Below are 25080 nucleotides of genomic sequence, written 5' to 3' on the forward strand. Positions count from 1 at the left end.
GTGTCGCCAGTAGTCGACACGATGCCCGCAGATTGCGGCAGATTTATGAAGTTCCGCTTATTGACGCGAGCCGGCGCGGGCCAGGTGGTCGGCGAACGCGGCGGCGTGGATCTCTCCTACGACACGCAGATCGGCCCATTCGTCACCGTTCGCCCCGAAGAACAGCAGGGCCGGCGGGCCGAACAGCTTGTAGCGGTCCAGCAGGGCGCGCTGCTCGGCGGTGCTCTCGGTCATGTCGAAGCGCACCAGGCGGTAGCGGCCCAGCTGCGCGGTGACCTCCGGCGCGGTGAGCACCTCGCGCTCGATCACCTTGCAGCTGATGCACCAGTCCGCGTACCAGTCCAGCAGCAGCGGTTGCCCGGCGGCCTTGGCGGCGGCCTGGGCGGCCTCAAGCTCGGCCGGCGTCTTCACGGTGATCCAGGCACCGGCGGCTGCCGTGGCCTGGGGGGCACCGGCCACGCTGGCACGTCCCAGCGGGCGCAGCGGATCGGCCTCGCCCTTGAGCGCACCGATCCAGGTTGCGCCGGCGTAGACCAGCAGCACCAGCCCGGCGAGTTGCGCCAGGCGCTGGCGCGGGGATTTGGGGCCGAACTCCAGGGTGCCGAGGAACAGCGCCACCCCGGCAGCCAGCAGGCCCCACAGGGCCAGGCTCAGCGAGCCCGGCAGCACGCGCTCCAGCAGCCACACCGACACCGCCAGCAGCAGCACGCCGAAGGCATTGCGCACCGCCACCATCCACGGGCCGGAGCGCGGCAGCAGCGCGCCGCCGCCCACCGCGAAGAGCACCAGCGGGGTGCCCATGCCGAGGCCCAGCAGGAACAGCTTCAGGCCGCCGCCCAGCGCATCACCGCTGGCACTGATATAGAGCAGGGCGCCCGCCAGCGGGGCGGAGACGCAAGGCGAGACCAGCAGGCTGGAGAGCACTCCCAGCGCCGCCGCACCCCAGATCGAACCGCCCTGGGTGCTGCCGGCCAGGCGGTCCAGCGGGCCGGCGAGGAAGCCCGGCAGGCGCAGTTCATACAGGCCGAACATGGCCAGGGCGAACACTGCGAAGAAGGCCGCGAAGGGCACCAGCACCCAGGCCGATTGCAGGCGCGCCTGCAGGTTCAGCTCGGCGCCGAACACGCCCATCAGCGCGCCCAGCACGGCGAAGCAGGCCGCCATCGGCAGCACGTAGGCCAGCGACAGCACCAGGCCCCGGCCGCCGCCCACCTGCCCGCGCAGCACCACGCCGGAGAGGATCGGCAGCATCGGCAGCACACAGGGGGTGAAGGTCAGGCCCAGCCCGGCGAGGAAGAACAGCGCCAGCTCGTGCCAGCTCCAGCCCTGCCCGTCGCTCGGCACCGCACCGTTCGGCGCGGCGGCGGATGCGGCGCCGATCTGCAGCGTCTCGGTTTCCGGCGGATAGCACAGGCCCTTGTCGGCACAGCCCTGGTAGGTCACCAGCAGCTTGAAGGGGCGCTGTTGCGGGTTGTTCAGCGGCAGGTCGACGTCGAGGACTTCGTAGTACACCTCCACGTCGCCGAAGTAGTCGTCGGTCTTGTGCTTGCCCGCCGGCAGTTGCGCCGCGCCCAGGCCGACATCGGCCGGCTCGGTGCGGAACTGGAAGCGGTGCTTGTAGAGGTAATAGCCCTCGGCATTGGTGAAGCGCAGCTTGATCGCCGTGGGTGAACTCTCCACCAGGCTGAGGCGGAAGGCCTCGCGCACCGGGAGGAAGTCCTGGCTGTTGTTCAGCGGGGCGCCGAGGGTGGCGCTGGGGCGGCCGTCCAGCAGCCCGGCGACGGCGGGCAGGGTGGCCAGTAGCAGGATGAGGGTCAGCAGACGACGCATGGGACACTCGGCAGGCAAAGGTGCCGGGCATGATAACGGAGCCGGTCCGCGCCCGGCAGGCCGATCCTGTAAGCGGCTTTCTCATCGCGCCGAAAGGTCATGCGCCGTCCCCTTGGGCGCGCCGCCTGCGCCCGGGGCGCGACACGTCGCCGCAGGCCAGGCGGGTTTCGATGGCCTGCTAGACGCGGAAGGCCTGCACCGCCTGGTTCAGTTCGCCGCCCAGCTGCAGCAGCTGCTCCGCCTGGTCGCGGCTGTGGCCGATGTGGCGCAGGTTGTCGTCGCCCTGCTGGTGGATCTGTTCGCTGTAGCCACGGATTTCGCTCACCGCGCCGCTCTGGTTGGCGGTGGCCTCGGCGATCTGCCCGGCAGTGCTGGCGATGGTGCGGATGGCGTCGACGATCTCGTCCAGCGCCCCGTCTGCCGCAGCGGCACGGGTGGCGGTGGCCTCGGCGTGCTCCACCTGGGCGCGCATGCCCTGCACCGACTGGTGGGCGGCGGTCTGCAGGCGGCCGATGAGTTCCTGGATCTCCCCGGTGGCGCCGGCGGTGCGTTGCGCCAGGGTGCGCACCTCGTCCGCCACCACCGCGAAGCCGCGCCCCTGCTCGCCGGCGCGGGCCGCTTCGATGGCCGCGTTGAGCGCCAGCAGGTTGGTCTGCTCGGCGATGCCGCGGATCACTGTCAGCACGCTCTCGATGGTGGCCGACTCCTGGGCCAGTCGCTCGATGGCGCTGGCGTTGTTCTGCACCTCGCCCACCAGCGTGCGCATGCCGGTCAGGCTCTGGCCGATGATGCGCTGGCCCTGTTCCACCGCACGGCCGGCCGCGTGGCTGGCGTCGGCGGCGTGGGCCGCGTCACCGGCCACCTGCTGGATGGTGGCCTCCAGTTCGCCCAGGGCATCGCGGATCTGCCCGGTGCCCACCGCCTGGCGTTCGGCGCCGTCGTGCAGGCCGCCGTTGAGGCCGGCCAGGGTGTGGCTGCTGCTCAGCACCTGCTCGGCGTGGTGGCGGATGGTGCCCACCAGGTCGCCCAGGTAGGCCCGCAGGCGCGCCAGGGAGCCCTCGATACCGCGCAGGTCGTCGATGCGTGAATCCAGGTGGATGGGCTGGCTGAAGTCCCCGGAGGCCCAGTGGGACAGCGCCTGCATCAGGCGCCCGAGCACCCGGGTGAGGTTGCGCTGGATGCGGTCCACCGCCAGGGCGATGAGCAGGATCAGGCCGATCATCAGCCCCTGCATCAGCCGCACCTCGCCCTGGATGCGGCCGTGCTCGGCGCGCACCAGGGGCTCCAGGGCCGTCAGGGCCTGGCGCAGGTCGTCGAGGCGGGCGCGGGTGGCCTTGGCCAGTTCGGCGCGGTTGGCGATCAGCTGGCGGGTGCGCTGCAGTTCGGCCGGGTAGCGGCCAACCAGGCTGGACAGCTCGCGCTTGAGGGCGACGCCACGGTCCTCGGCGGCCTTCTGCTCGCCCTGGTCGGCCAGGCCCATCATCGCCGCGAAGTCGTCGGAGGCGGACTGGCTCTGCTCGGCCACGCCCAGCAGGGGCAGGGCATCGAGGCGGGCGGATTCCTGGCCGAGGGCGGTCAGTTCACGTTCCACGTCGGCCGCCAGTTCGTCACGGCCGCTTTCCACCAGCTTGGCGCGGGCGTGGGCCAGGCGCGTCAGGTGCTGGGAGGCCGCCAGCAGCGGCGCCCGGTAGTCCGCCGCGTGGGCTGGGTCGCCGGCGTCGGCGTAGCGCGCCAGTTGTTCCAGTGCCCCGTCCAGCTCGCGCTCGGCCTGGATCAGCAGGCCCTGCGGGTCACCGGCCAGCTTGCCGGCCGCCAGCAACTGGTCGGCCGCAAAGGCGCGCAGCGGGTCGATGCCGCCGCGCAGGGTGCTGGCCAGCTCCGGCGGCAACTGCTGCAGGCGCTGGTCCAGGTCGTCCAGGCCCTGGGTGGCGGCACTGTGGCGCAGGGCATCGCCGCTGGCGAGGTAGGCCTCGATGTTGTCGCTGACGTCCCGCTGCACGCGCTGCGCCAGGTCCAGGTACAGCTCCATCACCTGGTAGGGGCGTTCCAGGGCGCGCTGGGACCACCACAGCGTGGCGCCCAGGGCCAGGCACACGGTGACGAGAAGAAGGGTATTGAGGTTGGTGAGCTGCTTCAGGCGCATGGGGGCCTCGACCTACAACGAACAGGACGGCGGACCCCGACGATATTTCGATTCGATTGCAGCTTGATGACAGCGTGACCTGCGTCACGCTGCGGGACGGCTCAGCGGAACAGCTCGACGCGGTTGCGGCCGCTGCGCTTGGCCTGGTAGAGCGCCTCGTCGGCGCGCTTGGAGAGGGTGTTGCTGTCGATGTCATCGCTCAGCTCGGCGATGCCGCAGCTGAAGGTGCAGGACAGGTCGTGGGGCTGGGCCGGGTAGCGGATCTCGGCGAAGCGCTGGCGGATCTCGTCCAGCACCCGCTGGGCGGCTTCCAGGTCGGTGTCCGGCAGCACCACGGCGAATTCTTCGCCGCCGTAGCGGCCGATGTGGTCGCTCTTGCGCAGGCGCTGCTTGAGGAACAGCGCGAGGCTCTTGATCACCCGGTCGCCCATGGGGTGGCCGTAGGTGTCGTTGACCTTCTTGAAGTGGTCGATGTCGAGCATCGCGAAGCACAGCGGCCGGCCATCGCGGCGTGCGCGGGAACGGGCGTCCTCCAGCAGCTGCAGGGTGTGGGTGTGGTTGAACAGCCCGGTGAGGCTGTCGCGCACCATCCGCGCCTTCAGGCTGCGGGCACGCTTGGCGCGGGTGCGCACGGTGGCGATCAGGTGGCGCGGCTTGATCGGCTTGGTGAGGAAGTCGTCGCCGCCCTCGCTCATCGCGTCGAGCTGCTTGTCCAGGTCGTCCTCGGCCGACAGGTAGATGATCGGCACACTGACGTAGCGTTCGTTCTGGCGGATCACCTTGGCCAGCTCGGTGCCCAGGCACTCGGGCATGTACATGTCGAGGATGATCAGGTCCGGCTGGAACTCCGCCAGGGCTGCCATCGCCTGCACCGGCTCGGTGATGGCGCGGGTGACGATGCCGGCGCTGTTCAGGGTCATCTCGGTGTGCATCGCCTGGGCGCGGGAGTCGTCCACCACCAGCACCCGGTAGGGCTCGTAGTGGGCGGTGCGGGTCAGGGTCTCGATGCGTTCCAGCAGGCTGGAGGCGTCCAGCGTGCCGGTGTAGAACTCCTGCCCCCCGGCGCGCACGGCGGCCAGGCGGGTCGGGGTGTCGGTGTCGTCGTGGCTGAAGAACAGCACCGGCAGCTTGTGCTCCAGGCCCTTCTGCGCTTCCCACGCCAGTTCCAGGCCCATGCCGGTGCCGGCGAAATCCACTTCCATGACGATGGCCGACGGGTGCCGCTCGGCCATGGCCGCGCGGAAGGCGTTGGCGTCGTTGCAGGTCTGCGCCGAGAGGCCGAAGAACTCCATCTGCTGGGCCAGGCGTGCGGCGCGCTCGCCGTCCTGCAGGGCCAGGTAGACCGGCTTGCGCAGGGGCGGCAGGAAGGTCTGTTCGAGCTGGTCGCCATGGCGCAGCCCGGTGCGCGACAGGCGCTGCATCAGCTGGCTCAGCTCGGTGATCAGTTCGCTGGACAGGCGCCCACGGTTGGCCTGGATGCCCACCAGGCAGGCTTCGATGCTCTGGGCCAGCTGGCTGTGCTCGGGCTGTTCGAAGCGCTGGGCATAACGCTGCAGGAGGGTGTTGGCCTCGGTCAGCTCGGTGAGGTCGGACTCCCGCCACTCGCTGCGCTGCAGCCGCTGCCAGACCTCCAGAAGATGGCGCGCCTGGTGGATCACCCGTTGGGCGAAATAGGTCTTCAGGCGATCGCGGCTCGGATCTTCGGGTTCGGTCATGACGGGCTTCTGGGCTTCTGGTCGTTTTCTGGACGAAATCCGACCTGGATGGTGGCGCTATGCTAGCACCTCGTTGCAGCCGTGCCAGTACCGCCGATCCCTTGGCGCCAACCTTTTCTCCGGGAGTGCCACTGGGTCACAGCGCGAATGTGCGCATCGTCTCAACACCTTGTCACCGGCCCACTCTTGGTTTGGCCATTGGGCGCTGGCAAGGCCGCTCGCTTCACTTATAGTGCGAGGCCGGCGGCACCCTTGCGCAAGGGCGCTGTCGAAACTTGCCGAACGGATGAGTGAAGGACATAGCCATGCTGGACTGGAAGAAGCGTGCGGGCCAGGCACGAGATCGCGTCGATGATTCGGTGGACGATGTCCGCAGCTACCTGGGAGGCATCTGGGTCAGCCGCGCCCTCGGCGCCCTGCTCGGCGTCTACCTGGTGGGAGCGGGGGTGGTGGGCTGGTACTGGAGCCAGGAACCCGAGCTGTTCCCCGTGCAGCAGAATGCCCAGGCGGCGGCCGAGCGCGCCCAGCGCAAGCTGGTCACCGGCTACACCACTGTCGAGACCCTCAAACAGGTGGCCCAGACCCTATTGGACAAGCCCGGCGGCTACCTCTCCAACGACCTGGCCCCGCCCGGTATCTGGCTGGACAACATGCCCAGCTGGGAATACGGCGTACTGGTACAGGTCCGCGACCTGACCCGCGCCCTGCGCAAGGACTTCGCCCGCTCCCAGTCGCAGTCCACCGAGGACGTCGACCTGGCGCGCGCCGAGCCGCGCTTCAACTTCGACAACAAGAGCTGGGCCCTGCCGGCCTCCGAGACCGAGTACCAGGAAGGCATCCGCTCCCTGGATCGCTACCTGGCCCGGCTCTCCGACCCGAGCCAGCCCGGCGCCCAGTTCTATACCCGCGCCGACAACCTCAACAACTGGCTGGGTGACGTCGCCACCCGCCTGGGCTCGCTGTCCCAGCGCCTGTCCGCCAGCGTCGGCCGGGTCCGCCTGAACACCGACGTGAAGGCCCAGGACGGCCAGGAAGGCGTGGTGCCCAAGGTCAGCGAGGAGATCGTCGAGACGCCCTGGCTGCAGATCGACAACGTCTTCTATGAGGCCCGTGGCCAGGCCTGGGCGCTGTCCCACATCCTGCGTGCCATCGAAGTGGACTTCGCCGACGTACTGGCCAAGAAGAACGCCACCATCAGCGTGCGGCAGATCATCCGCGAGCTGGAGGCCGCCCAGGAGCCCCTGTGGAGCCCCATGGTGCTCAACGGCAGCGGCTACGGCGTACTCGCCAACCACTCGCTGGTGATGGCCAACTACATCTCTCGCGCCAACGCCGCCGTGATCGACCTGCGCCAGCTGCTGGAGCAGGGCTGATGGCCCTCGACCCGCGCGAGGCGGCCCACCGCGCCGCCTCCGACGCCGAGCGGGTGGCCTGGGTCGACGAGCAGGACCGCCTCCTCGGCGGCCTGCCCCGGGCCGAGCTGCGCGAGCGCGGGCTGGTTTCCCGTGGCACCTTCATCCTCCTGTTCAACAGCGCCGGCCAGCTCTGCGTGCATCGCCGCACCCTGAGCAAGGCGCTGTACCCCGGCTACTGGGACGTCGCCGCCGGCGGCATGGTCCAGGAAGGCGAGGACTACGCCCTCTCCGCCGCCCGTGAGCTGGAGGAAGAGCTCGGCATCGCCGGCGTGCCCCTGCGCGAGCATGGGCGCTTCTACTTCGACGAGCCGGGCAACCGGCTCTGGGGCGCGGTGTTCTCCGCCGTGTCCGACGCGCCCCTGCGGCTGCAGCCGGAAGAGGTGATGGAAGCGCGCTTCATGAGCCTCGACGAGGCCCAGGCGCTGGAGAACTGCTGCCCGGACTCGCTCAAGGCGTTGCGTCTTTATCTGGCGTCGCTCTAAGCCCGCTGTAGCTGGCAGCTCAACTCCCTCCTCATTCAAGGCGCCGATGCGCACATCAGGCTATTAGGGGCTGGAAGGGTGGGGCGGGGACAACCGCCCCTTCAGGAGGCCGAGCGGAGTCGGTGCAACGGGGGTTGAGCGGCATGGATGCCGCGAGAGGCGCGATCTGGCCATGGATGGCCAGTCGCGCCGTGCCCCCGGGGCACCGATGGAGCGAGGGAAGTCCCGCGCAGCGGGACCCGGATGCAGGGGCGAGCCTTTTTGGTTTCTTTTTTGGCGACTGAAAAAAGAAACTCGCCAGGCAAGGCGAAACAGAAAACATCCGCAAAACTCGATAATCAGCTTGGCGCCACAGGTTCCCTTCGCGCCGTACCGCCCGAAATACCCCTTGAAACCCCCGCCCGGCGCGGGTTTGTGCAATATCCCGGACCCTTTCGTGCACGATGCCGAACAGGGTCGCCAATCTGACGATCAATGGCGCAAATTCGCACTTAGCATTCGCCGCGAATGCTGCTAAATTGCGCCGCCTTTCAACCCCGGCTTCCCGGCCGGGGCTGCGCTGCCCCTGCCAGAGTGGGGCTTCGCGGTCGGCCCCCCGCCGACCAGTCGCTATCCTGACCCCTACGAGGAAAGCCGGTGGTCAAGAAAGCTTCGTCCTTTGCCGCCCTCGGCGGCCTGGTGTACTCCACCGACAGCGGCCGGCACTGCCCGGACTGCGCCCAGCCCATCGACGCCTGCACCTGCAAGCAAGCCGCCGTGCCCGCCGGCGACGGCATCGCGCGCGTTCGCCGCGAAACCAAGGGCCGGGGTGGCAAGACCGTCACCACCGTCAGCGGCGTGCCGCTGGCCGGCGACGAGCTGAAGGAGCTGGCCAGCGCGCTCAAGCGCCGATGTGGCACCGGCGGTGCGCTCAAGGACGGCGTGATCGAGATCCAGGGCGACCACGTGGACCTGCTGCTCGACGAGCTCGCCAAGCGCGGCTTCAAGGCCAAGAAATCCGGCGGCTGAGCCACGGCTTTCTAAACTGACCGTCATCGCCACGGTCAACACTCCAACGTCATACGACCGCTTTAACCTGCCCACGCCTGCCCGGTACGTCCCGGCGGGTTCGGCCCTTTTCATCCCACAGGGGGAACACGATGTCTGCACGACGCACGCGCAAGGACGATGGCAGCCGCTGGACCGTAGCGGACAGCCGCAGTGTCTACGGGATCCGCCATTGGGGGGCTGGTTTCTTCGCCATCAACGAGGCCGGGCGCGTCGACGTGCGTCCCAGCGGCCCGTCCAGCGAACCGGTGGACCTGCACGACCTGGTCGGCAACCTGCGCGAGGCGGGCCTGTCCCTGCCGCTGCTGGTGCGCTTCCCCGGCATCCTCCAGTCGCGCGTGCGCCAGCTCACCGGCGCCTTCGACGCCAACATCGCGCGGCTGGAGTACCAGAACCGCTACACCGCCCTGTACCCCATCAAGGTCAACCAGCAGGAAGCGGTGGTGGAGAACATCATCGCCACCCAGAACGTCTCCATCGGCCTGGAAGCCGGCTCCAAGCCCGAGCTGATGGCCGTGCTGGCGCTCGCTCCCAAGGGCGGCACCATCGTCTGCAACGGCTACAAGGACCGCGAGTTCATCCGCCTGGCGCTGATGGGCCAGAAGCTCGGCCACAACGTCTTCATCGTCATCGAGAAGGAATCGGAGGTGGAGTTCGTCATCGAAGCCGCCGCCGAGCTGAAGGTCGCGCCCCAGGTCGGCCTGCGCGTGCGCCTGTCGTCCCTGGCCTCCTCCAAGTGGGCCGACACCGGCGGCGAGAAGTCCAAGTTCGGCCTCTCCGCCGCCCAGCTGCTGTCGGTGGTCGAGCGCTTCCGCAAGGCCGGCCTCGACCAGGGCGTGCGCCTGCTGCACTTCCACATGGGCTCGCAGATCGCCAACCTGGCCGACTACCAGCACGGCTTCAAGGAAGCCATCCGCTACTACGCCGAACTGCGCAGCCTCGGCCTGCCGGTGGACCATATCGACGTCGGCGGCGGCCTGGGCGTGGACTACGACGGCACTCACTCGCGCAACGCCAGTTCCATCAACTACGACATGGACGACTACGCCGGCGTGGTGGTGGGCATGCTCAAGGAGTTCTGCGACGCCCAGGGCCTGCCGCACCCGCATATCTTCTCCGAGAGCGGCCGCGCCATGACCGCGCACCACGCCGTGCTGGTGATGCAGGTCACCGACGTCGAGCGCCACAACGACGCCGTACCGGTGGTGGATGACAGCGAGGAGCAGCCCGAGATCGTCCGCTGGCTGCTCGACCTGCTCGGCCCGACCGACACCGAGATGGTCACCGAGACCTACTGGCGCGCCACCCACTACATCGGCGACGCCGCCGCGCAGTACGCCGAAGGCAAGCTGACCCTGGCGCAGAAGGCCCTGGCCGAGCAGACCTATTTCGCCATCTGCCGCCGCCTGCACAACCAGCTCAAGGCCCGCCAGCGCTCCCACCGTCAGGTGCTCGACGAGCTGAACGACAAGCTGGCCGAGAAGTACATCTGCAACTTCTCCGTGTTCCAGAGCCTGCCGGACACCTGGGCCATCGGCCAGGTGCTGCCGATCATCCCGCTGCAGCGCCTCGACGAAGAGCCCCTGCGCCGCGCCGTGCTGCAGGACCTGACCTGCGACTCCGACGGCAAGATCAAGCAGTACGTCGACGAGCAGAGCATCGAGACCAGCATGCCGGTGCACGACGTGCGCGAAGGCGAGGACTACCTCCTGGGCGTGTTCCTGGTGGGCGCCTACCAGGAGATCCTCGGCGACATGCACAACCTGTTCGGCGACACCGACTCGGTGAACGTCTACCAGCGCGAAGACGGCAGCGTTTACCACGCCGGCATCGAGACCCACGACACCATCGAGGACATGCTGCGCTACGTGCACCTGTCCCCCGAGGAACTGATGGCCCTCTACCGCGACAAGGTGGCCAGCGCCAAGCTCAGTCCCCGCGAACGCACCCACTACGTGGACGCCCTGCGCCTGGGCCTGACCCGCTCCTCCTACCTCTCGTCCTGATCGCCCCGCAACCCGAAAAGCCCCGGCCCATGCCGGGGCTTTTTCATTCCGCCGCCAGCCAGGACGAAGCCAACGTAGCCCGGGCTTCAGCCCGGGAGCGGCGCTATCCCCAGGCCCCATGCGCCATGAGTCGGTGGATGAAAAGAGCGTCATCCCCCCTACGCGAGCCTCTACCCTTGGCGCCCCGTAGGGCGTATCGCGCTTCATCGACCCACCGTCTCGTCGCCGGAACGGTGTGAGTCCGTAGGATGCGGTTCGCTCGGCGAACCGCATCAATCCACGCCCCGCCCGTGGTGATGGGCTTCGCACAGCTCAGCCCATCCTACGGGTGCCATGGCGCCATCCGGTGAACGCCGATCCACCTTCTGCTGCGCAGGTTTCGGGTGTTATCCCCAGGATCTGGGTGCCGATAATTGGTGGTTGGATCGCACTTCATCGATCCATCGTCTCGACGCCGGAACGGTGTGAGTCCGTAGGATGCGGTGAGCTCGGCGAACCGCATCAATCCACGCCCGGCCCGGGATGATGGGCTTCGCACAGCTCAGCCCATCCTACGGGTGCCATGGCGCCATCCGGTGAGCGCCGATCCACCGTTCGGCACGGGCTTGGGGCAGGAGCGTTGGGCTGAAGCCCACCCTACGGTTGGGTGTTTACCCGGTCGCTTCGACGGCGGCCCGCAACCGCTGGGCCAGGTGCCGGGCCTCGTCGGGGGTGGCGATGTTGGTGAAGCCCAGCGCCAGCCCCGGTGCGCCCCGGCTCTCCAGGCGCCAGCGCGACAGCGGCACCACCGCCAGCCCCGCCTGGCGGGCGCGCTGGGCGATGGCGGTGTCGTCCTGGCCGTCCGCCAGGTAGGCCAGCAGGTGCATGCCGCCGGCCTGCTGGTCGATCCGCAGGCCCTCGCCAAACGCGGCCAGCAGCGCCTCCCGCGTGTGGGCGCGGCGCTCGGCGTAGAGGCTGCGCATGCGCTTGAGGTGGCGGGCGAAATGCCCCTGCTCGATGAAGTCCGCCAGGGCCGCCTGCATCAGCTCCGGGCAGCCGCTGGGGAACAGCCGCGCACTCTGGCGGAAGGCTTCCACCTGCGCCGCCGGCACCACCAGGTAGGCCATGCGCAGGCCGGGGTAGAGCACCTTGCTCAGGGTCCCGGCGTAGAGCACCCGGCCGGCCTCGTCCAGGCTCTTCAGCGCCGGCAGCGGGCGGCCGTGGTAGCGGTACTCGCTGTCGTAGTCGTCCTCGATGATCCAGGCCTCGGCCCGGCGCGCCCAGTCCAGCAGGGCCAGGCGGCGGGGCAGGGACAGCGCCACCCCGGTGGGGCTCTGGTGGGTCGGGGTGACCAGGGCGAAGCGCGCGTCGGCGGCCCGCCGGCAACCGGCCTCCACCACCAGCCCCTCGCCGTCCACCGGCACCGGCACGCAGTCCAGCGGCAGCGCCGCGAGCATCTCGCGGGCGTGGTGATAGCCCGGGTCCTCCAGCCAGATGCGGTCCCCCGGGCGCATCAGCGTGCGCTGCACCAGCGCCAGGCTGGCGAGGTGGCCGGTGGTGATGAACACCTGCTCGGGCGAGCAGCGGATCCCCCGGGACACCCCCAGGTACGCCGCCAGGCTTTCCCGCAGCGGGCGGTGGCCCACCGGATCGGGCGTCATCATCGCCGGGCCGGCCAGGGCCCGCAGGTGGCGTTGCACCAGGCGCGTCCACAGCTTGCGGGGGAAGGCGTCCAGGGCCGGCAGGCCGAGCTGGAACGGCTCCAGCCGGGGTGCCTCGGCTGGCGCCGCCGTGCGGGCCGGCCCCGGTGTGGTCGGGCGTTCCGGCAGGCTGCCGCCCAGGCGTGGTGACACCCGCGTGCCGGCCGGGCCGTGGGCCTCCGCATAGCCCTCGCCGATCAGCATCTGGTACGCCGCCTCCACCGTGCCCCGCGCCAGGTTCAGCTCGCTGGCAAGTGCCCGCAGCGAGGGCAGCCGCGCCCCCGGGGCCAGGCGGCCCTGCTCGATGGCCTCGCGCAGGCGTTGGTAGAGCTGCAGGAACAGCGGCGTATCGAGGGTGCGGTCCAGCGACGGGCGGGTGGTCATGGCCTGGTCATTTCCTCGAATCTTGGCTCTGTAGGCTGGGACATGGGCGCCCTAGAGTAGCGCCCAACCACCCAGCGGACAGCCCCCATGAGCGACGCCCCCCTGCAGTTGCACCACCTCGAAGCGGACGAACCCGCCCTGCGCGCGGCCTTCGGCCTGATGCACCAGCTGCGCCCGCGCCTGGCCGATGCCGAGGCCTTCGTCCAGCGTGTCTCCCGGCAGCGCCAGCAGGGCTACCGCCTGCTGGCCGCCAGCCAGGACGGCCGCCTGCTCGGGCTGGCCGGCTACCGCACCCTGGACAACCTGATCCACGACCGCTTCGTCTACGTCGACGACCTGGTCACCGCCGAAGGCGCCCGCAGCCAGGGCGTCGGCGCCGCGCTGCTGGCGGAGGTGGAGCGGCTGGCGCGCGCCGACGGGTGCGCCAAGCTGGTGCTGGACACCGCCTTGGCCAACGCCCTCGCCCAGCGTTTCTACTTCCGCCAGGGCCTGCTCGCCACCGGCCTGCACTTCAGCCGTTTTCTCACCTGACCGGAGGACCCCATGCCCCGAACCCTGCTCATCGACTGCAGCCCCAACGGCGAAGCCTCCCTCGGTGGCCGCCTGGCCCGCGAGATGGCCGAGCGCCTGCAACCGCGCAGCGACCTGCAGCTGCGCGACCTGGTGGCCGAACCGCTGCCGCCTTTGACCGGCGACTACGCCCGCGCCCTGATGACCCGCGCCGCGAAGGACGACCCCGCCTTCGCCGTATCGGAAACCCTGGTGCGCGAAGTGGAAGCCGCCGACCACCTGCTGATCGCCACCCCCATGCACAACTACATGGTGCCGGCCTGCCTCAAGCTCTGGCTCGACTACGTGGTGCGCATCCAGCGCACCTTCACCCTGCGCAACGGCACCAAGGAAGGGCTGCTGGAAGACCGGCCCTGTTTCGTGGTCATCAGCTCCGGCGGCACCTACCTGGGGGCGCGGGCCAGCCAGGCCGACTTCCTCACCCCCTACCTGCGCCACATCCTCGGGGTGATCGGCCTGCACCACGTCGAATTCTTCCACCTCCAGGGCCTCGCCCAGGGCCCCGAAGCCGTCGCCCAGGCCGAGCAGCAGATCCGCGCCCGGCTGGACACCCACCCCTACTTCAACCCCATCGGAGTTTTCCCATGAGTGCACTCAGACTGCCGTTCAGCGAACTGTCCCCCCGTGTGTACCAAAGCCTGCTCAGCGCCAAGAACGCCCTGCAGGACAGCCCCCTGGGCAACGCCCTGATCGAACTGGTGTACCTGCGCATCTCGCAGATCAACGGCTGCGCCTTCTGCCTGGAGATGCACAGCCGCGCCCTGCGCGCCGGCGGCGAGCAGCAGGCGCGCCTGGATGCCCTGGCCGGCTGGCGGGTGAGCGGGTTGTACAGCGAGCGCGAGCGTGCCGCGCTGGAGTGGGCCGAGTCGCTGACCCGGCTGGAAGGCAGTGGCGCCCCCGACTCGGCCTACGAGCCGCTCAAGGCGCATTTCAGCGACACCGAGATCAGCGACCTCAGCTTCGTCTGCGCTCTGATGAACGCCTTCAACCGGCTGGCCGTGGGGATGCGCCTGTAAGGGCTCAGCCGATCACCCCGAAGCCCCGCGCCATCAACGCGCCCAGCAGCGGCAGCACCAGCAGCAGGGTCAGCTCGGCGCGCAGGGTGATCACCAGCAGCTTGCCGGTGCGCGGCGACAGCACCGGCACCTGGCCGGCCTTGACGCTGTTGCGCCAGCCGAGGAACACCACCGTGGGGAAGGTGGAGAGCAGCGCCACCAGCACGAACAACCCGACCTTGGCGTGGAACAGGCTGTTGTGCAGGTAGTAGGCGCTGCCCTTGCCGAACCACAGCACCCGCGCCAGCCCCGTGGCCAGCACCAGGCTGGCGGTGATGCCGTAGGCGATGTCGATGCGCATCAGGCTGCGGGCCCGGTCCAGGTCCAGCGGCAGCTTGAACAGGCGGTGCTCCAGCACCAGCAGCGCGAACAGCAGGAAGATCGACAGGTAATGCAGGTAGGCAGCGATCGCGTCGGCCATGGCAGGCTCCTTCAGGGGGCAGGGGAGGGGGAAGCGTTCGAGGGCGCAGGCGCCCCCGCGAACCAGGCATCGCGCCGCTGCAGGCGCCAGGCCAGGCCCGCCAGGCTGAGGCCGCGCAGCGCCATGAAGCCCAGGAAGGCCAGCCACAGCCCGTGGTTGCCCAGGCCCGCCAGGGCCAGCCCCAGCGGCAGGCTCAGCAGCACCGCCAGCAGCATCGCGTTGCGCATCTCGCGGGCGCGGGTGGCGCCGATGAACAGGCCGTCCAGCAGGTAGCTCCACACCGCCACCAGTGGCAGCAGCGCCAGGTAGGGCAGGTAGCGGTGGGCCACTGCGCGCACCTCGGCGATGTCGCTCTGCAGGTCGATGAACAGCCCGCCGCCGAGCAGGAAGAACAGCGCAAAGCCCAGGCTGGCGATCAGCGACCAGCCCCCCGCCACCACCAGGGCCCGGCGCAGCTCCGCGCGGTTGCCGGCGCCGATGGCGTGGCCGCACAGGGCCTCCACCGCGTGGGCCAGGCCGTCCAGCGCATAGGCGGTCACCAGCAGGCCGTTGAGCAGCAGCGCGTTGGCCGCCACCGTGGCATCGCCCAGCCGCGCGCCCTGCACCGTGAGCAGGAAGAACACCAGCTGCAGCGCCAGGGAACGGATGAAGATGTCGCGGTTCACCGCCAGCAGCGGCCGCCAGCTGGCCCAGCGGCGCAAGGCACCCGCCACGATGCGCCCCGGGTGGCGCCGCAGCGCGCCCCGGGTCAGCGCCAGGCCGATCAGGGCGCCGAACCACTCGGCCGTCACCGCCGCCTTGGCCGCGCCGGCCACGCCCCAGTCCAGCCCGAGCACGAACCACAGCGCCAGGGCGATGTTCGCCAGGTTGGTCCCCAGCAGGATCGCCAGCGGCGCCCGGGCGTTCTGGGTGCCGAGGAACCAGCCCACCAGCGCGTAGTTGGCCAGGGCCGCCGGCAATCCCAGCAGGCGCAGGTGGAAGAATTCGCGGGTCAGCTGGTCCAGCTCCGCCGAGGGCGCCATCAGCCCCAGGGCCAGGTGGCCGAAGGGCAGGGCCAGCAGCCCCAGGCCCAGCGCCAGGACCCCGGCCAGCAGCAGGCCCTGCAGCAGCACCTGGCGCAGCGCACCGCCATCCGCCCGTCCGGCGGTCTGGGCAGCGAAGCCGGTGGTGCCCATGCGCAGGAAGCCGAGCACGCCGATCATCAGCGTGTAGAGCATGCTGCCCACCGCCACGGCGCCCAGTTGGTGGGCATGGGGCAGGTGGCCCACCACTGTGCTGTCCACCAGCGCCACCAGGGGCACGGAAACATTGGAGAGGATCATCGGTGCGGCCAGGCCCCACACCCGTCGGTGGGTGGGGCGGTGCCGCCAGGCGTCGCGAATCGGGCTCATTCTCGGGCTCCGCAAGGGCAGCGCAGTATAGCGGTGCAAAACCGTGAAGGCGGCGACTTTACCGGCATCACGGCTCGTCTATAGTTGCCGCGCGCGCAACCGCGCGTCCCGCCCCGGAGTCACCATGTCGTCGTACAAAGGATTGTTACTGGCCCTCTCGCTGGGGCTGCTTGCCGCCTGCGATTCCTCCACCCCCGAACACACCGCCGAGAAGGCCGCCGCCGAACCCGCTGCCCAGGTCCAGGCGCCCCGCGCGCCGGTGGACACCGCGGCACTGGCCAAGCGCTATGCCGGCCGCGAGCTGAAGGTGGTGGACATCTCCGAAGTCCAGCTCGACGGCGCCAGCGCCCTGTCGGTGACCTTCTCCGTGCCGCTGGACCCGGAGCAGCCCTTCGCCGAGCGCCTGCACCTGGTGGACAAGGCCAGCGGCAAGGTGGATGGCGCCTGGGAGCTGGACGACAACCTCATGGAGCTGCGCCTGCGCCACCTGCAGCCCAAGCGTGACCTGGAGCTGACCATCGACGCCGGCCTGCGCGGGGTGAACGACGCCCGCCTGGCCTCCGCCAGCGTCAGCCAGCTGCGCACCCGCGACCTGCAGCCCTCGGTGGGCTTCGCCAGCCAGGGCTCGCTGCTGCCCAGCCGCCTTGCCGAAGGCCTGCCGGTGATCGCCCTCAACGTCGACGCCGTGGATGTCGACTTCTTCCGCGTGCGCCCCGCCGAACTGCCCAAGCTGCTCGCCCGCTGGGGCCGCCGCAGCCAGATGAGCTACTGGGACAGCGACGCCCTGCTGCGCACCGCCGACCTGGTCTACTCCGGGCGCTTCGACCTCAAGCCCGCGCCCAACACCCGCGAGAACCTGCTGCTGCCCATCGCCGGCATCGAGCCGCTGAAACCGGCCGGCGTGTACCTGGCGGTGATGCGCCGCGCCGGCCGCTACAGCTACAGCAACCCCGCCACGCTGTTCACCCTGAGCGACATCGGCCTCTCCGCCCACCGCTTCGGCGGCCGCCTGGATGTCTTCGCCCAGGCCCTGGAGGGCGGCAAGCCCCAGGCCGAGGTGAACCTGCAGCTGCTCGACTCCGAAGGCACCGTGCTGGCCGAGGGCAAGACCGACGACAAGGGCCACCTGCAACTGCCGCTGACCGACAAGGGCCGCGTGCTGGTGGGCCACCAGGGTGACCAGATCAGCCTGCTGCGCCTGGACACGCCGGCCCTGGACCTGTCCGAGTTCGACATCGCCGGGCCGGCCCAGCAGCCGCTGCAGTTCTTCGTCTTCGGCCCGCGTGACCTCTACCGCCCCGGCGAGACCGTGCTGCTCAACGCCCTGCTGCGTGACCGCGACGGCCACGCCCTGGCGCCCCAGCCGGTGAACGTCGAAGTGCGCCGCCCGGACGACCAGGTCAGCCAGAGCTTCGTCTGGACCCCCGACGCCAACGGCCTCTACCAGCACCAGCTGGCCCTTTCGGGGGATGCCCCCACCGGCCGCTGGCAATTGCTGATCGACCTCGGCAACGGCCACAAGCAGCTCTACGAATTCCAGGTGGAGGACTTCCTCCCCGAACGCATGGCCCTGGAGATCAAGGGCAGCGACACGCCCCTGGAACCCGGCGACGTCGCCCGCTTCCAGGTGCAGGGGCGCTACCTCTACGGCGCCCCGGCTGCCGGCAACCGCCTCACCGGCCAGCTCTACGTGCGGCCGCTGCGCGAAGCGGTGAAGGCACTGCCCGGCTACCAGTTCGGTTCGGTGACCGAAGAGGAGCTGAGCCAGGACGTGGAGCTGGACGAGGTCAAGCTCGACGAAGCCGGCAAGGGCGCCCTGGAGCTGGAAAGCCGCTGGGCCAGCGCCCGCTCGCCGCTGTCGCTGACCCTGCAGGCCAGCCTGCTGGAGTCCGGCGGCCGCCCCGTCACCCGGCGCCTGGAGCAGCCGGTGTGGCCCGCTGCCCGCCTGCCCGGCCTGCGTGGCGTGTTCACCGACGACCAGGTGGACATGAACGGCATGGCCGAGGTGGAACTGCTGATCGCCGATCCCGAGGGCAACAAGCTGGCTGCCCAGGGCGTCAAGGTGCGCCTGGTGCGCGAGCGCCGCGACTACTACTGGAGCTACGACGACGACGGCGGCTGGAACTACCACTACAACGAGAAATTCCTCATCAGCGACGAACGCCTGGTGGACGTCGCCGCCAACGGCACCACCCGCGTCAGCTTCCCCGTGCAGTGGGGCCCCTACCGGGTCGAGGTGGAAGACCCGCAGACCGGGATGGTCAGCAGCCTGCGCTTCTGGGCCGGCTACCGCTGGCAGGACAACACCGAGGGCGGCGCCGTGCGCCCCGACCAGGTCAAGCTGGCGCTGGACAAGCCCGCCTACAGCGAAGGCGACGTGGCACGCATCAGCGTCACCCCGCCGGCGGCCGGCAGCGGCTACCTGCTGGTGGAATCCGCCGACGGCCCGCTGTGGTGGCAGAACATCGACGTGCCCGCCGAAGGCCGCACCTTCGAGGTCCCGGTGGGCCGCGAATGGGCTCGTCATGACCTCTACGTCAGCGCCCTGGTGGTGCGCCCCGGCGAGCGCAAGGAGCGGGTCACGCCCAAGCGCGCCGTCGGTCTGCTGCACCTGCCCCTGGAGCGCGCCCCGCGCAAGCTGGCGCTGACCCTGCGCGCCGCCGAGAAGATGCGCCCCAACCAGCCCCTGGCGGTGCACGTGCAAGCGAAGAACGCCGACGGCACCCCGGCGCGCCAGGCCCATGTGCTGGTGGCGGCGGTGGACGCCGGCATCCTCAGCATCACCGACTACGCCACCCCCGACCCCTTCGCCGCGCTGTTCGGCCGCAAGGCCTACGGCGCCGACCAGCTGGACGTGTACGGCCAACTGATCGAAGCCGGCCAGGGGCGCCTAGCCTCCCTGGCCTTCGGCGGTGACGCCGGCCTCGCCGCCGGTGGCAAGCGCCCGCCGAGCAAGGTGCGCCTGGTGGCCCTGCAGAGCGTGCCGGTGACCCTCGACGAGCAGGGGGAAGGCGACGTCAGCCTGGATATCCCCGACTTCAACGGCGAGCTGCGGCTGATGGCCCAGGTGTGGACCGACGAACGCTACGGCATGGCCGAAGGCAAGACCGTGGTGGCCGCGCCGCTGGTGGCCGAACTGGCCGCCCCGCGCTTCCTCGCCGGCGGTGACGAGACCAGCGTCGCCCTCGACCTGACCAACCTCTCCGGCCAGCCCCAGGCCCTTGACGTGAAGCTGGAGGCCGACGGCCTGCTGCGCCTCGCCGAGGCCCCCGCCGGGCAGACCACCCCGCTGCAACTGGCCGACGGCCAGCGCACCACCCTGCGGGTGCCGGTGCGCGCCCTCAGTGGCTTCGGCCAGGGCAGCATCCGCGTCACGGTCAACGGCTTGGCCCTGCCCGGCGAGGCCCTGGCACCGCTGACCCGTGACTGGACCCTGGGCATCCGCCCGGCCTGGCCGGCGCAGAACCGCAGCTTCCGCGCGGTGCTCAAGGGCGACAGCTGGAGCCTGCCCGCCGGCACCCTGGCGGCCTTCGAGACCATCGGCCGCGAGGCCCGGCTGTCGGTGTCCGCGCGCCCGCCGCTGAATATCGCCGAGCACATCCGCGCCCTGCGCGCCTACCCCTATGGCTGCGCCGAGCAGACCACCAGCGGGCTCTACGCCTCGCTCTACCTCGACGCCGCCACCCGCCAGCGCCTGGGCCTGGAGGACGAGCCCGACGAGCAGCGGCGCAAGGCCATCGCCATCGGCATCGGGCGCCTGCTGGGCATGCAGCGCTTCAACGGCAGCTTCGGCCTGTGGAGCAACGAGAGCGACGAGGAACCCTGGCTGACCGCCTACGTCACCGACTTCCTCCAGCGCGCCCGCGAGCAGGGCTTCGACGTGCCCGCCGCCGCCCTCGCCAAGGCCAACGAGCGCCTGCTGCGCTACCTGCAGGACCGCAACCAGATCGACGTGAACTACACCGACAACAGCGACTACAGCCGCTTCGCCGTGCAGGCCTACGCCGGCTACGTGCTGGCCCGCACCCAGCAGGCACCCCTCGGTGCCCTGCGCAGCCTGTTCGAGCGGCGTGCCGAATCGCGCTCGGGCCTGGCCCTGGTGCAACTGGCCGTGGCCCTCAAGGCCATGGGCGACCAGCCCCGCGCCGACCAGGCGCTGGAGGCCGGGCTGGCGGCCCAGGCCGTGCGTGGCGACGGCTGGTACGCCGACTACGGCAGCACCCTGCGGGACGAGGCGCTGATCCTCGCCCTGCTGGAGGAAAGCGGCCTGGCGCCGGATCAGGTCGACGCCCGCCTGTTCCCGCTGTCGGATCGCCTGGCCGGCCGTGACTGGCTGTCGACCCAGGAGCGCAACGCGCTGTTCCTCGCCGGCCGCCACCTGATCGGCAAGCCCGAGCCGGACTGGCAGGCCAGCCTGGACATCGCCGGTCAGGCCCGCACCCTGGACCGCGACCACGCCAACCTGCGCCTCGACGAGCAGGCCCTGGCCGAACCGCTGACCCTCACCAGCCGCAGCCCGGCGCCGCTGTACCAGCGCCTGACCCTGTCCGGCTACCCGACGGAGGCACCGAAGGCGGGCGGCGAGAACCTCTCGATCCAGCGCGACTACCTGGGCCTGGACGGCAAGCCCGTGGACATCCGCGACCTGCGCAGCGGCCAGCTGGTGCTGGTGCACCTCAGTGTGCAGGCCCACGAGCGCACCCCCGACGCCCTGGTGGTGGACCTGCTGCCCGCCGGGCTGGAGCCGGAGAACCAGAACCTGGCCCACAGCGCCGCCAGCCTGCAGGACGCCAGCCAGGAAGTGCGCGGCCTGCAGGAGTCCATGCAGGGGGCGGCCATCAAGCACCAGGAGTTCCGCGACGACCGCTACGTGGCCGCCGTGGACGTCAGCGGCTACGACACCACGCACCTGCTCTACCTGGCCCGCGCCGTGACCCCCGGCACCTACCGCGTGCCCCCGCCCCAGGTGGAGTCCATGTACCGGCCGCAATGGCAGGCCCTGGGGGATGCGCCGGAGGTGATGGTGATCCACGACCGCTGATGGCCTCGCCCCCGGTCTTGGCGATGCCCTGAAGGCCGGCCCCACCCCCTTGCGGTGGCGGGGCCGGCCGTTGTCCGATGCTGCCTGGAGTGCCGTTCGTGTCGTTGCTTTCCACCTGCCACCGTGGCGCCCGACGCCTGGCGCGGCGCCGCTGGATCAGCGTGCCGCTCCTGCTACTGGCGCTGCTGTGGCTGGCCGACCGCCTGTTCCCGCTGCCACTCCCGGCCGACGACCGCGCGCGGGTGGTGCTGGCCGAGGACGGCACCCCGCTGTGGCGCTTCGCCGACGCCGACGGCGTGTGGCGCTACCCGGTGACCCCGGAGCAGGTCTCGCCCTATTACCTGGAGGCGTTGCTCACCTACGAGGACCGCTGGTTCTACCGCCACCCCGGGGTCAACCCGCTGGCCCTGGGGCGCGCCGCCTGGCAGAACCTCAGCGGCGGCCGGGTGCTCTCCGGCGGCAGCACCCTGTCGATGCAGGTGGCGCGGCTGCTCGACCCCCACCCGCGGACCTTCACCGGCAAGCTGCGCCAGCTGTGGCGCACCCTGCAGCTGGAATGGCACCTGTCCAAGACGCAGATCCTCACCCTCTACCTGGACCGCGCACCCTTCGGCGGCACCCTGCAGGGGGTCGCGGCGGCCAGCTGGGCCTACCTCGGCAAGCCGCCGTCGCAGCTGACCCGCGCCGAGGCCGCCTTGCTCGCGGTGCTGCCCCAGGCCCCCAGCCGCTTGCGCCCGGACCGCCACCCCGAGCGCGCCACCGCCGCGCGGGACAAGGTGCTCAAGCGCCTCGCCGAATACGGCGTGTGGCCCCAGGCGGTGGTGGACGAAGCCCTGCAGGAGCCGGTGCTGCTGGCGCCGCGCCAGGAGCCGAACCTGGCGCCACTGCTGGCGCGGCGCCTGAACCGGCCGGGCAGCCCGCCGCTGATCCGCACCACCGTCGACGCGGCCCTGCAGCGGCGGCTGGAAAGCCTGTTGCTGGGCTGGCGGGCGAAGCTGCCGGAGCGCACCTCGGCGGCGATCCTGGTGGTGGAGCACCCGAGCATGGCGGTGCGCGCCTACCTGGGGTCGGTGGAGCTGGACGACGCCCGCCGCTTCGGCCACGTCGACATGGTCACCTCGCTGCGTTCCCCCGGTTCCACCCTCAAGCCCTTCCTCTATGGCCTGGCCCTGGACGCCGGGCTGATCCATTCCGAATCGCTGCTGCAGGACGTGCCGCGCCGCTACGGCGACTACCGCCCCGGCAACTTCTCCTCCGGCTTCAGCGGGCCGGTGGCGGCCAGCGAGGCCTTGGCCACCTCCCTCAACCTGCCGGCCGTGCAGCTGCTGGAGGCCTACGGGCCGAAGCGCTTCGCCGGTGAGCTGCGCAGCGCCGGCCTGCCCCTGGTGCTGCCGGCCGGCGCCGAGCCGAACCTGGCGCTGGTGCTGGGCGGTGCCGGGGCGCGGCTGGAGGACCTGGTGGGCGCCTACGCCGCCCTTGCCCGCCAGGGCCGTGCCGCCACGCCCCGCTTGCAGCCGGACGACGGGCTGCGCGAGCGGCGCCTGCTGTCCCCCGGAGCGGCGTGGATCGTGCGGCGCATCCTCGCCGGCCAGTCCCGCCCGGACCCGGACCCCCAGGCCCCGGCGCCGCTGGGCCCGCTGCTGGCGCTGAAGACCGGCACCAGCTACGGCTTCCGCGATGCCTGGGCCATGGGCGTGGGGCCACGCTATCTGGTGGGCGTGTGGATCGGCCGCCCCGACGGCACCCCGGTGCCGGGCCAGTTCGGCCTGGCCTCGGCGGCGCCGCTGCTGATGCAGGTGCACGATGTGCTGCTCAACCGCGACGCCCAGCGCGGCGTGCTGCCCCCGGCGGATCCACGCCCGGACTCGGTGGGCATCGCGGCGATCTGCTGGCCCCTCGGCCAGCCCCTGGACCGGGACGACCCCAACTGCCGCCGGCCGCGCCTGGCCTGGACCCTCGACGGCACCACCCCGCCGACCCTGCTGGCGGCCGACCAGCCGCTGGGCCTGGGCCTGCGCCAGACCTGGTGGGTGGACACCCAGGGCCGGCGCACCGCGCCGGGCTGCCTTGGTGCCCAGCCCCGCGAGGTGGCGCTGTGGCCCGCCCCGCTGGAACCCTGGCTGCCCCGGCGCGAACGCCTGGCCGGGCGCCTGCCGCCGCCCTCGCCGACGTGCCCGCCGGTGCTGCTGCCCGGCGCCGCGCCGCTGTCCATCGTCGGCCTGCGCGAAGGCGAGCAGGTGCGCCGCCCGGCGGCCAGCGCGGGTCCGCTGCGGGTGCGCCTGTCGAGCCTGGGGGGCAGTGGCCGGCGCTGGTGGTTCCTCGACGGCGCGCCCCTGGGCGAGAGCAGCCCGGACGGCGCCCTGGACGCATGGCCCGGTGACGTGGGGCGCCATCAGCTGAGCCTGCTGGACGAGGCCGGGGCGACCGCTCGTCTGGAGTTCCGGGTGATCGACTAGCCACCGCTCAAGCAACTTGACCCCGCGGTCGAGAAAACAGGGTGGGCGGGCTGCCGGATTGTCCGGCTTCATGTATACAATCCGCCGTCCCGCCCGGCCCCCGTGCATTCGCGCGCGGTCGGGCCCGTAACCGGACAGGCACGTCCGAACGCCTCGCCCCTCCCAGGAGCCCCACCTGCCCGCCCCGGATCGTGGCGGCTCGCCGGCGCGTGCCGGCGGGGCAGGGCGGTCGCGTGCCTTTCAGCCACACAGTCCCAGGAGATAGGCCCATGCGCCTCTGGCAACGCAGTATCCAATGGCAGCTGATCCTCAGCATGGGCGCGGCCCTGCTGGTGAGCATCCTCATCGTGGTCGGCCTCTACTCGGCGGTGGTCTTCCGCCTGAGCGACCGCTACCTGGTGGGCGAGGCGTTGCCCAAGAGCACCCTGGCCATCCGCAACGACCTGGAGCGGGTGCTGGCCGAGCCGCTGACGGCGGCGCGCTCCCTGGCGGACAACAGCCTGGTCCATGACTGGCTCGGCGCCGGCGAGGACCCGGCGCGCCAGGCGGACTTCGTGCGCTACCTGGCCGGCGTGCAGGCGCAGCACAACGCCCTGGTCACCTTCCTGGTCAGCCAGGACAGCGGGCACTACTACACCGGCAAGGGCCTGGACCGCACCCTGACCCGGGGGCCGGCGGAGAACGCCTGGTTCTACGGCTTCCTCGATGGCGGCAAGCCGCGCTCGCTGGACATCGACGTGGACAAGAGCACCCGCCAGCCGACGCTGTTCATCAACCAGCGGGTCAGTGCCGGCGGCCGCACCCTGGGGGTGGCGGGCCTGGGCTACGGGCTGGGGGCGATGTCGGCGATGATCCGCGACTTCCGCTTCGGCAAGAGCGGCCGGGTGTACCTGGTCAGCGCCGACGGCAAGGTGAAGATCCACCCGCAGTCGGACTACAACGACAGCCGCACCCTGGCCGACCTGACCAGCGGCGATGCCGCCCGCGCGCTGTTGGGCGGCCAGGGCCAGGCGGTGCGCTTCGAGCGTGACGGCCAGCCCTTCCTGGCGCTGGCTCAGCCGCTGCAGTCGGTGGACTGGGTGCTGGTGAGCGAGGTGCCCGAGGGCGAGATCTACGCCGAGGCGCGCCAGGCGCTGATCACCACCTGCCTGGTGGGCATTGGCGTGGCGCTGCTCTCGCTGTTGCTGGTGGTGCTGCTGGCCCGTGGGCTGGTGCGACCGATCCGCCAGGTGACGGCGGCGCTGGTGGAGATCGGCGGTGGCGGTGGCGACCTGACCCGGCGCCTGGACGACAGCCGCGCCGACGAGCTGGGTGACCTGGCGCGGGGCTTCAACCGCTTCCTGGAGAGCCAGCGCGGGCTGATCGCCGACGTGCTCGGCACCAGCCGCAGCCTGCGCGATGCGGTCGGCCAGGTGACCACGGTGGTGGAGAACACCGCCCAGCGC

15 protein-coding genes and 1 pseudogene are annotated in these 25080 nt (G+C 70.9%); 10 read left to right on the plus strand and 6 right to left on the minus strand.

Annotated features, from left to right (window positions below; translation table 11 throughout):
• Positions 1-57: 57 nt before the first annotated feature.
• The 3 genes from SZ55_RS21130 to SZ55_RS21140 form a co-directional block, all read right to left on the minus strand.
• Complete coding sequence (locus SZ55_RS21130) at positions 58-1830, minus strand: protein-disulfide reductase DsbD (protein WP_044411163.1); 1773 nt, start codon at positions 1828-1830, stop codon at positions 58-60.
• Between the two features lie 178 nt (positions 1831-2008).
• On the minus strand, positions 2009-3973 hold the full coding sequence (locus SZ55_RS21135; protein WP_044411165.1) for a methyl-accepting chemotaxis protein: 1965 nt from the start codon (positions 3971-3973) through the stop codon (positions 2009-2011).
• Between the two features lie 101 nt (positions 3974-4074).
• Positions 4075-5688 carry a diguanylate cyclase gene (locus tag SZ55_RS21140; RefSeq protein WP_044411168.1) on the minus strand — a complete coding sequence of 538 codons (1614 nt, stop codon included), beginning with the start codon at positions 5686-5688 and terminating at the stop codon, positions 4075-4077.
• A 305-nt stretch (positions 5689-5993) separates the two neighbouring features.
• Here SZ55_RS21140 and SZ55_RS21145 point away from each other — a divergent pair, with 305 nt between their 5' ends.
• From SZ55_RS21145 to speA, 4 genes are all read left to right on the plus strand, one after another.
• Complete coding sequence (locus SZ55_RS21145) at positions 5994-7061, plus strand: DUF2333 family protein (protein ID WP_044411171.1); 1068 nt, start codon at positions 5994-5996, stop codon at positions 7059-7061.
• On the plus strand, positions 7061-7585 hold the full coding sequence (gene yfcD, locus SZ55_RS21150) for an NUDIX hydrolase YfcD (RefSeq protein ID WP_044411174.1): 525 nt from the start codon (positions 7061-7063) through the stop codon (positions 7583-7585). Before SZ55_RS21145 ends, yfcD begins: the two co-directional genes overlap by 1 nt.
• Positions 7586-8221: 636 nt before the next feature.
• Entirely contained in the window at positions 8222-8593 is a 372-nt protein-coding gene (locus tag SZ55_RS21155; protein ID WP_044411177.1) for a translation initiation factor Sui1, read from the plus strand.
• Positions 8594-8724: 131 nt separating this feature from the next.
• On the plus strand, positions 8725-10638 hold the full coding sequence (speA, locus tag SZ55_RS21160) for an arginine decarboxylase (RefSeq protein ID WP_044411180.1): 1914 nt from the start codon (positions 8725-8727) through the stop codon (positions 10636-10638).
• A gap of 650 nt (positions 10639-11288) precedes the next feature.
• Here the strand turns inward: speA and pdxR are convergent.
• The gene (pdxR, locus tag SZ55_RS21165) at positions 11289-12701 is read right to left on the minus strand and encodes a MocR-like pyridoxine biosynthesis transcription factor PdxR (RefSeq protein ID WP_044411184.1); all 1413 of its coding nucleotides are present in this window, start codon (positions 12699-12701) and stop codon (positions 11289-11291) included.
• Between the two features lie 87 nt (positions 12702-12788).
• Here pdxR and SZ55_RS21170 point away from each other — a divergent pair, with 87 nt between their 5' ends.
• The 3 genes from SZ55_RS21170 to SZ55_RS21180 are packed head-to-tail and all read left to right on the plus strand — an operon-like array spanning position 12789 to position 14287.
• Positions 12789-13232 (plus strand): GNAT family N-acetyltransferase, encoded by a 444-nt coding sequence (locus SZ55_RS21170; protein ID WP_044411187.1) that lies wholly within the window; start codon positions 12789-12791, stop codon positions 13230-13232.
• 12 nt (positions 13233-13244) lie between these two features.
• Positions 13245-13859: an FMN-dependent NADH-azoreductase gene (locus SZ55_RS21175; protein WP_044411190.1), complete on the plus strand. Its 615-nt coding sequence runs from the start codon at positions 13245-13247 to the stop codon at positions 13857-13859.
• Entirely contained in the window at positions 13856-14287 is a 432-nt protein-coding gene (locus tag SZ55_RS21180) for a carboxymuconolactone decarboxylase family protein (RefSeq protein ID WP_044411193.1), read from the plus strand. Before SZ55_RS21175 ends, SZ55_RS21180 begins: the two co-directional genes overlap by 4 nt.
• A 4-nt stretch (positions 14288-14291) precedes the next feature.
• Here SZ55_RS21180 and SZ55_RS21185 read toward each other — a convergent pair whose 3' ends face one another.
• Both SZ55_RS21185 and SZ55_RS21190 read right to left on the minus strand, forming a co-directional pair.
• A complete protein-coding gene (locus SZ55_RS21185) occupies positions 14292-14747 on the minus strand; it encodes a DUF2214 family protein (RefSeq protein ID WP_044411196.1) in 456 nt (151 codons plus the stop codon).
• An 11-nt stretch (positions 14748-14758) separates the two neighbouring features.
• On the minus strand, positions 14759-16138 hold the full coding sequence (locus tag SZ55_RS21190; protein ID WP_044411198.1) for an MATE family efflux transporter: 1380 nt from the start codon (positions 16136-16138) through the stop codon (positions 14759-14761).
• 124 nt (positions 16139-16262) lie between these two features.
• On the opposite strand from SZ55_RS21190, the gene SZ55_RS21195 reads away from it, so the two are divergent.
• The 3 genes and pseudogenes from SZ55_RS21195 to SZ55_RS29180 all read left to right on the plus strand — a co-directional run.
• On the plus strand, positions 16263-21179 hold the full coding sequence (locus SZ55_RS21195) for an alpha-2-macroglobulin family protein (RefSeq protein WP_044411201.1): 4917 nt from the start codon (positions 16263-16265) through the stop codon (positions 21177-21179).
• A 137-nt stretch (positions 21180-21316) separates the two neighbouring features.
• Complete coding sequence (gene pbpC / locus SZ55_RS21200) at positions 21317-23635, plus strand: peptidoglycan glycosyltransferase PbpC (protein ID WP_442963708.1); 2319 nt, start codon at positions 21317-21319, stop codon at positions 23633-23635.
• A 314-nt stretch (positions 23636-23949) separates the two neighbouring features.
• Positions 23950-24972 (plus strand): annotated as a pseudogene (locus SZ55_RS29180) (HAMP domain-containing protein); the annotation flags it as partial.
• Positions 24973-25080: the final 108 nt, after the last annotated feature.

It is taken from the genome of Pseudomonas sp. FeS53a (assembly GCF_000931385.1).
GTDB lineage: Bacteria > Pseudomonadota > Gammaproteobacteria > Pseudomonadales > Pseudomonadaceae > Metapseudomonas > Metapseudomonas otitidis.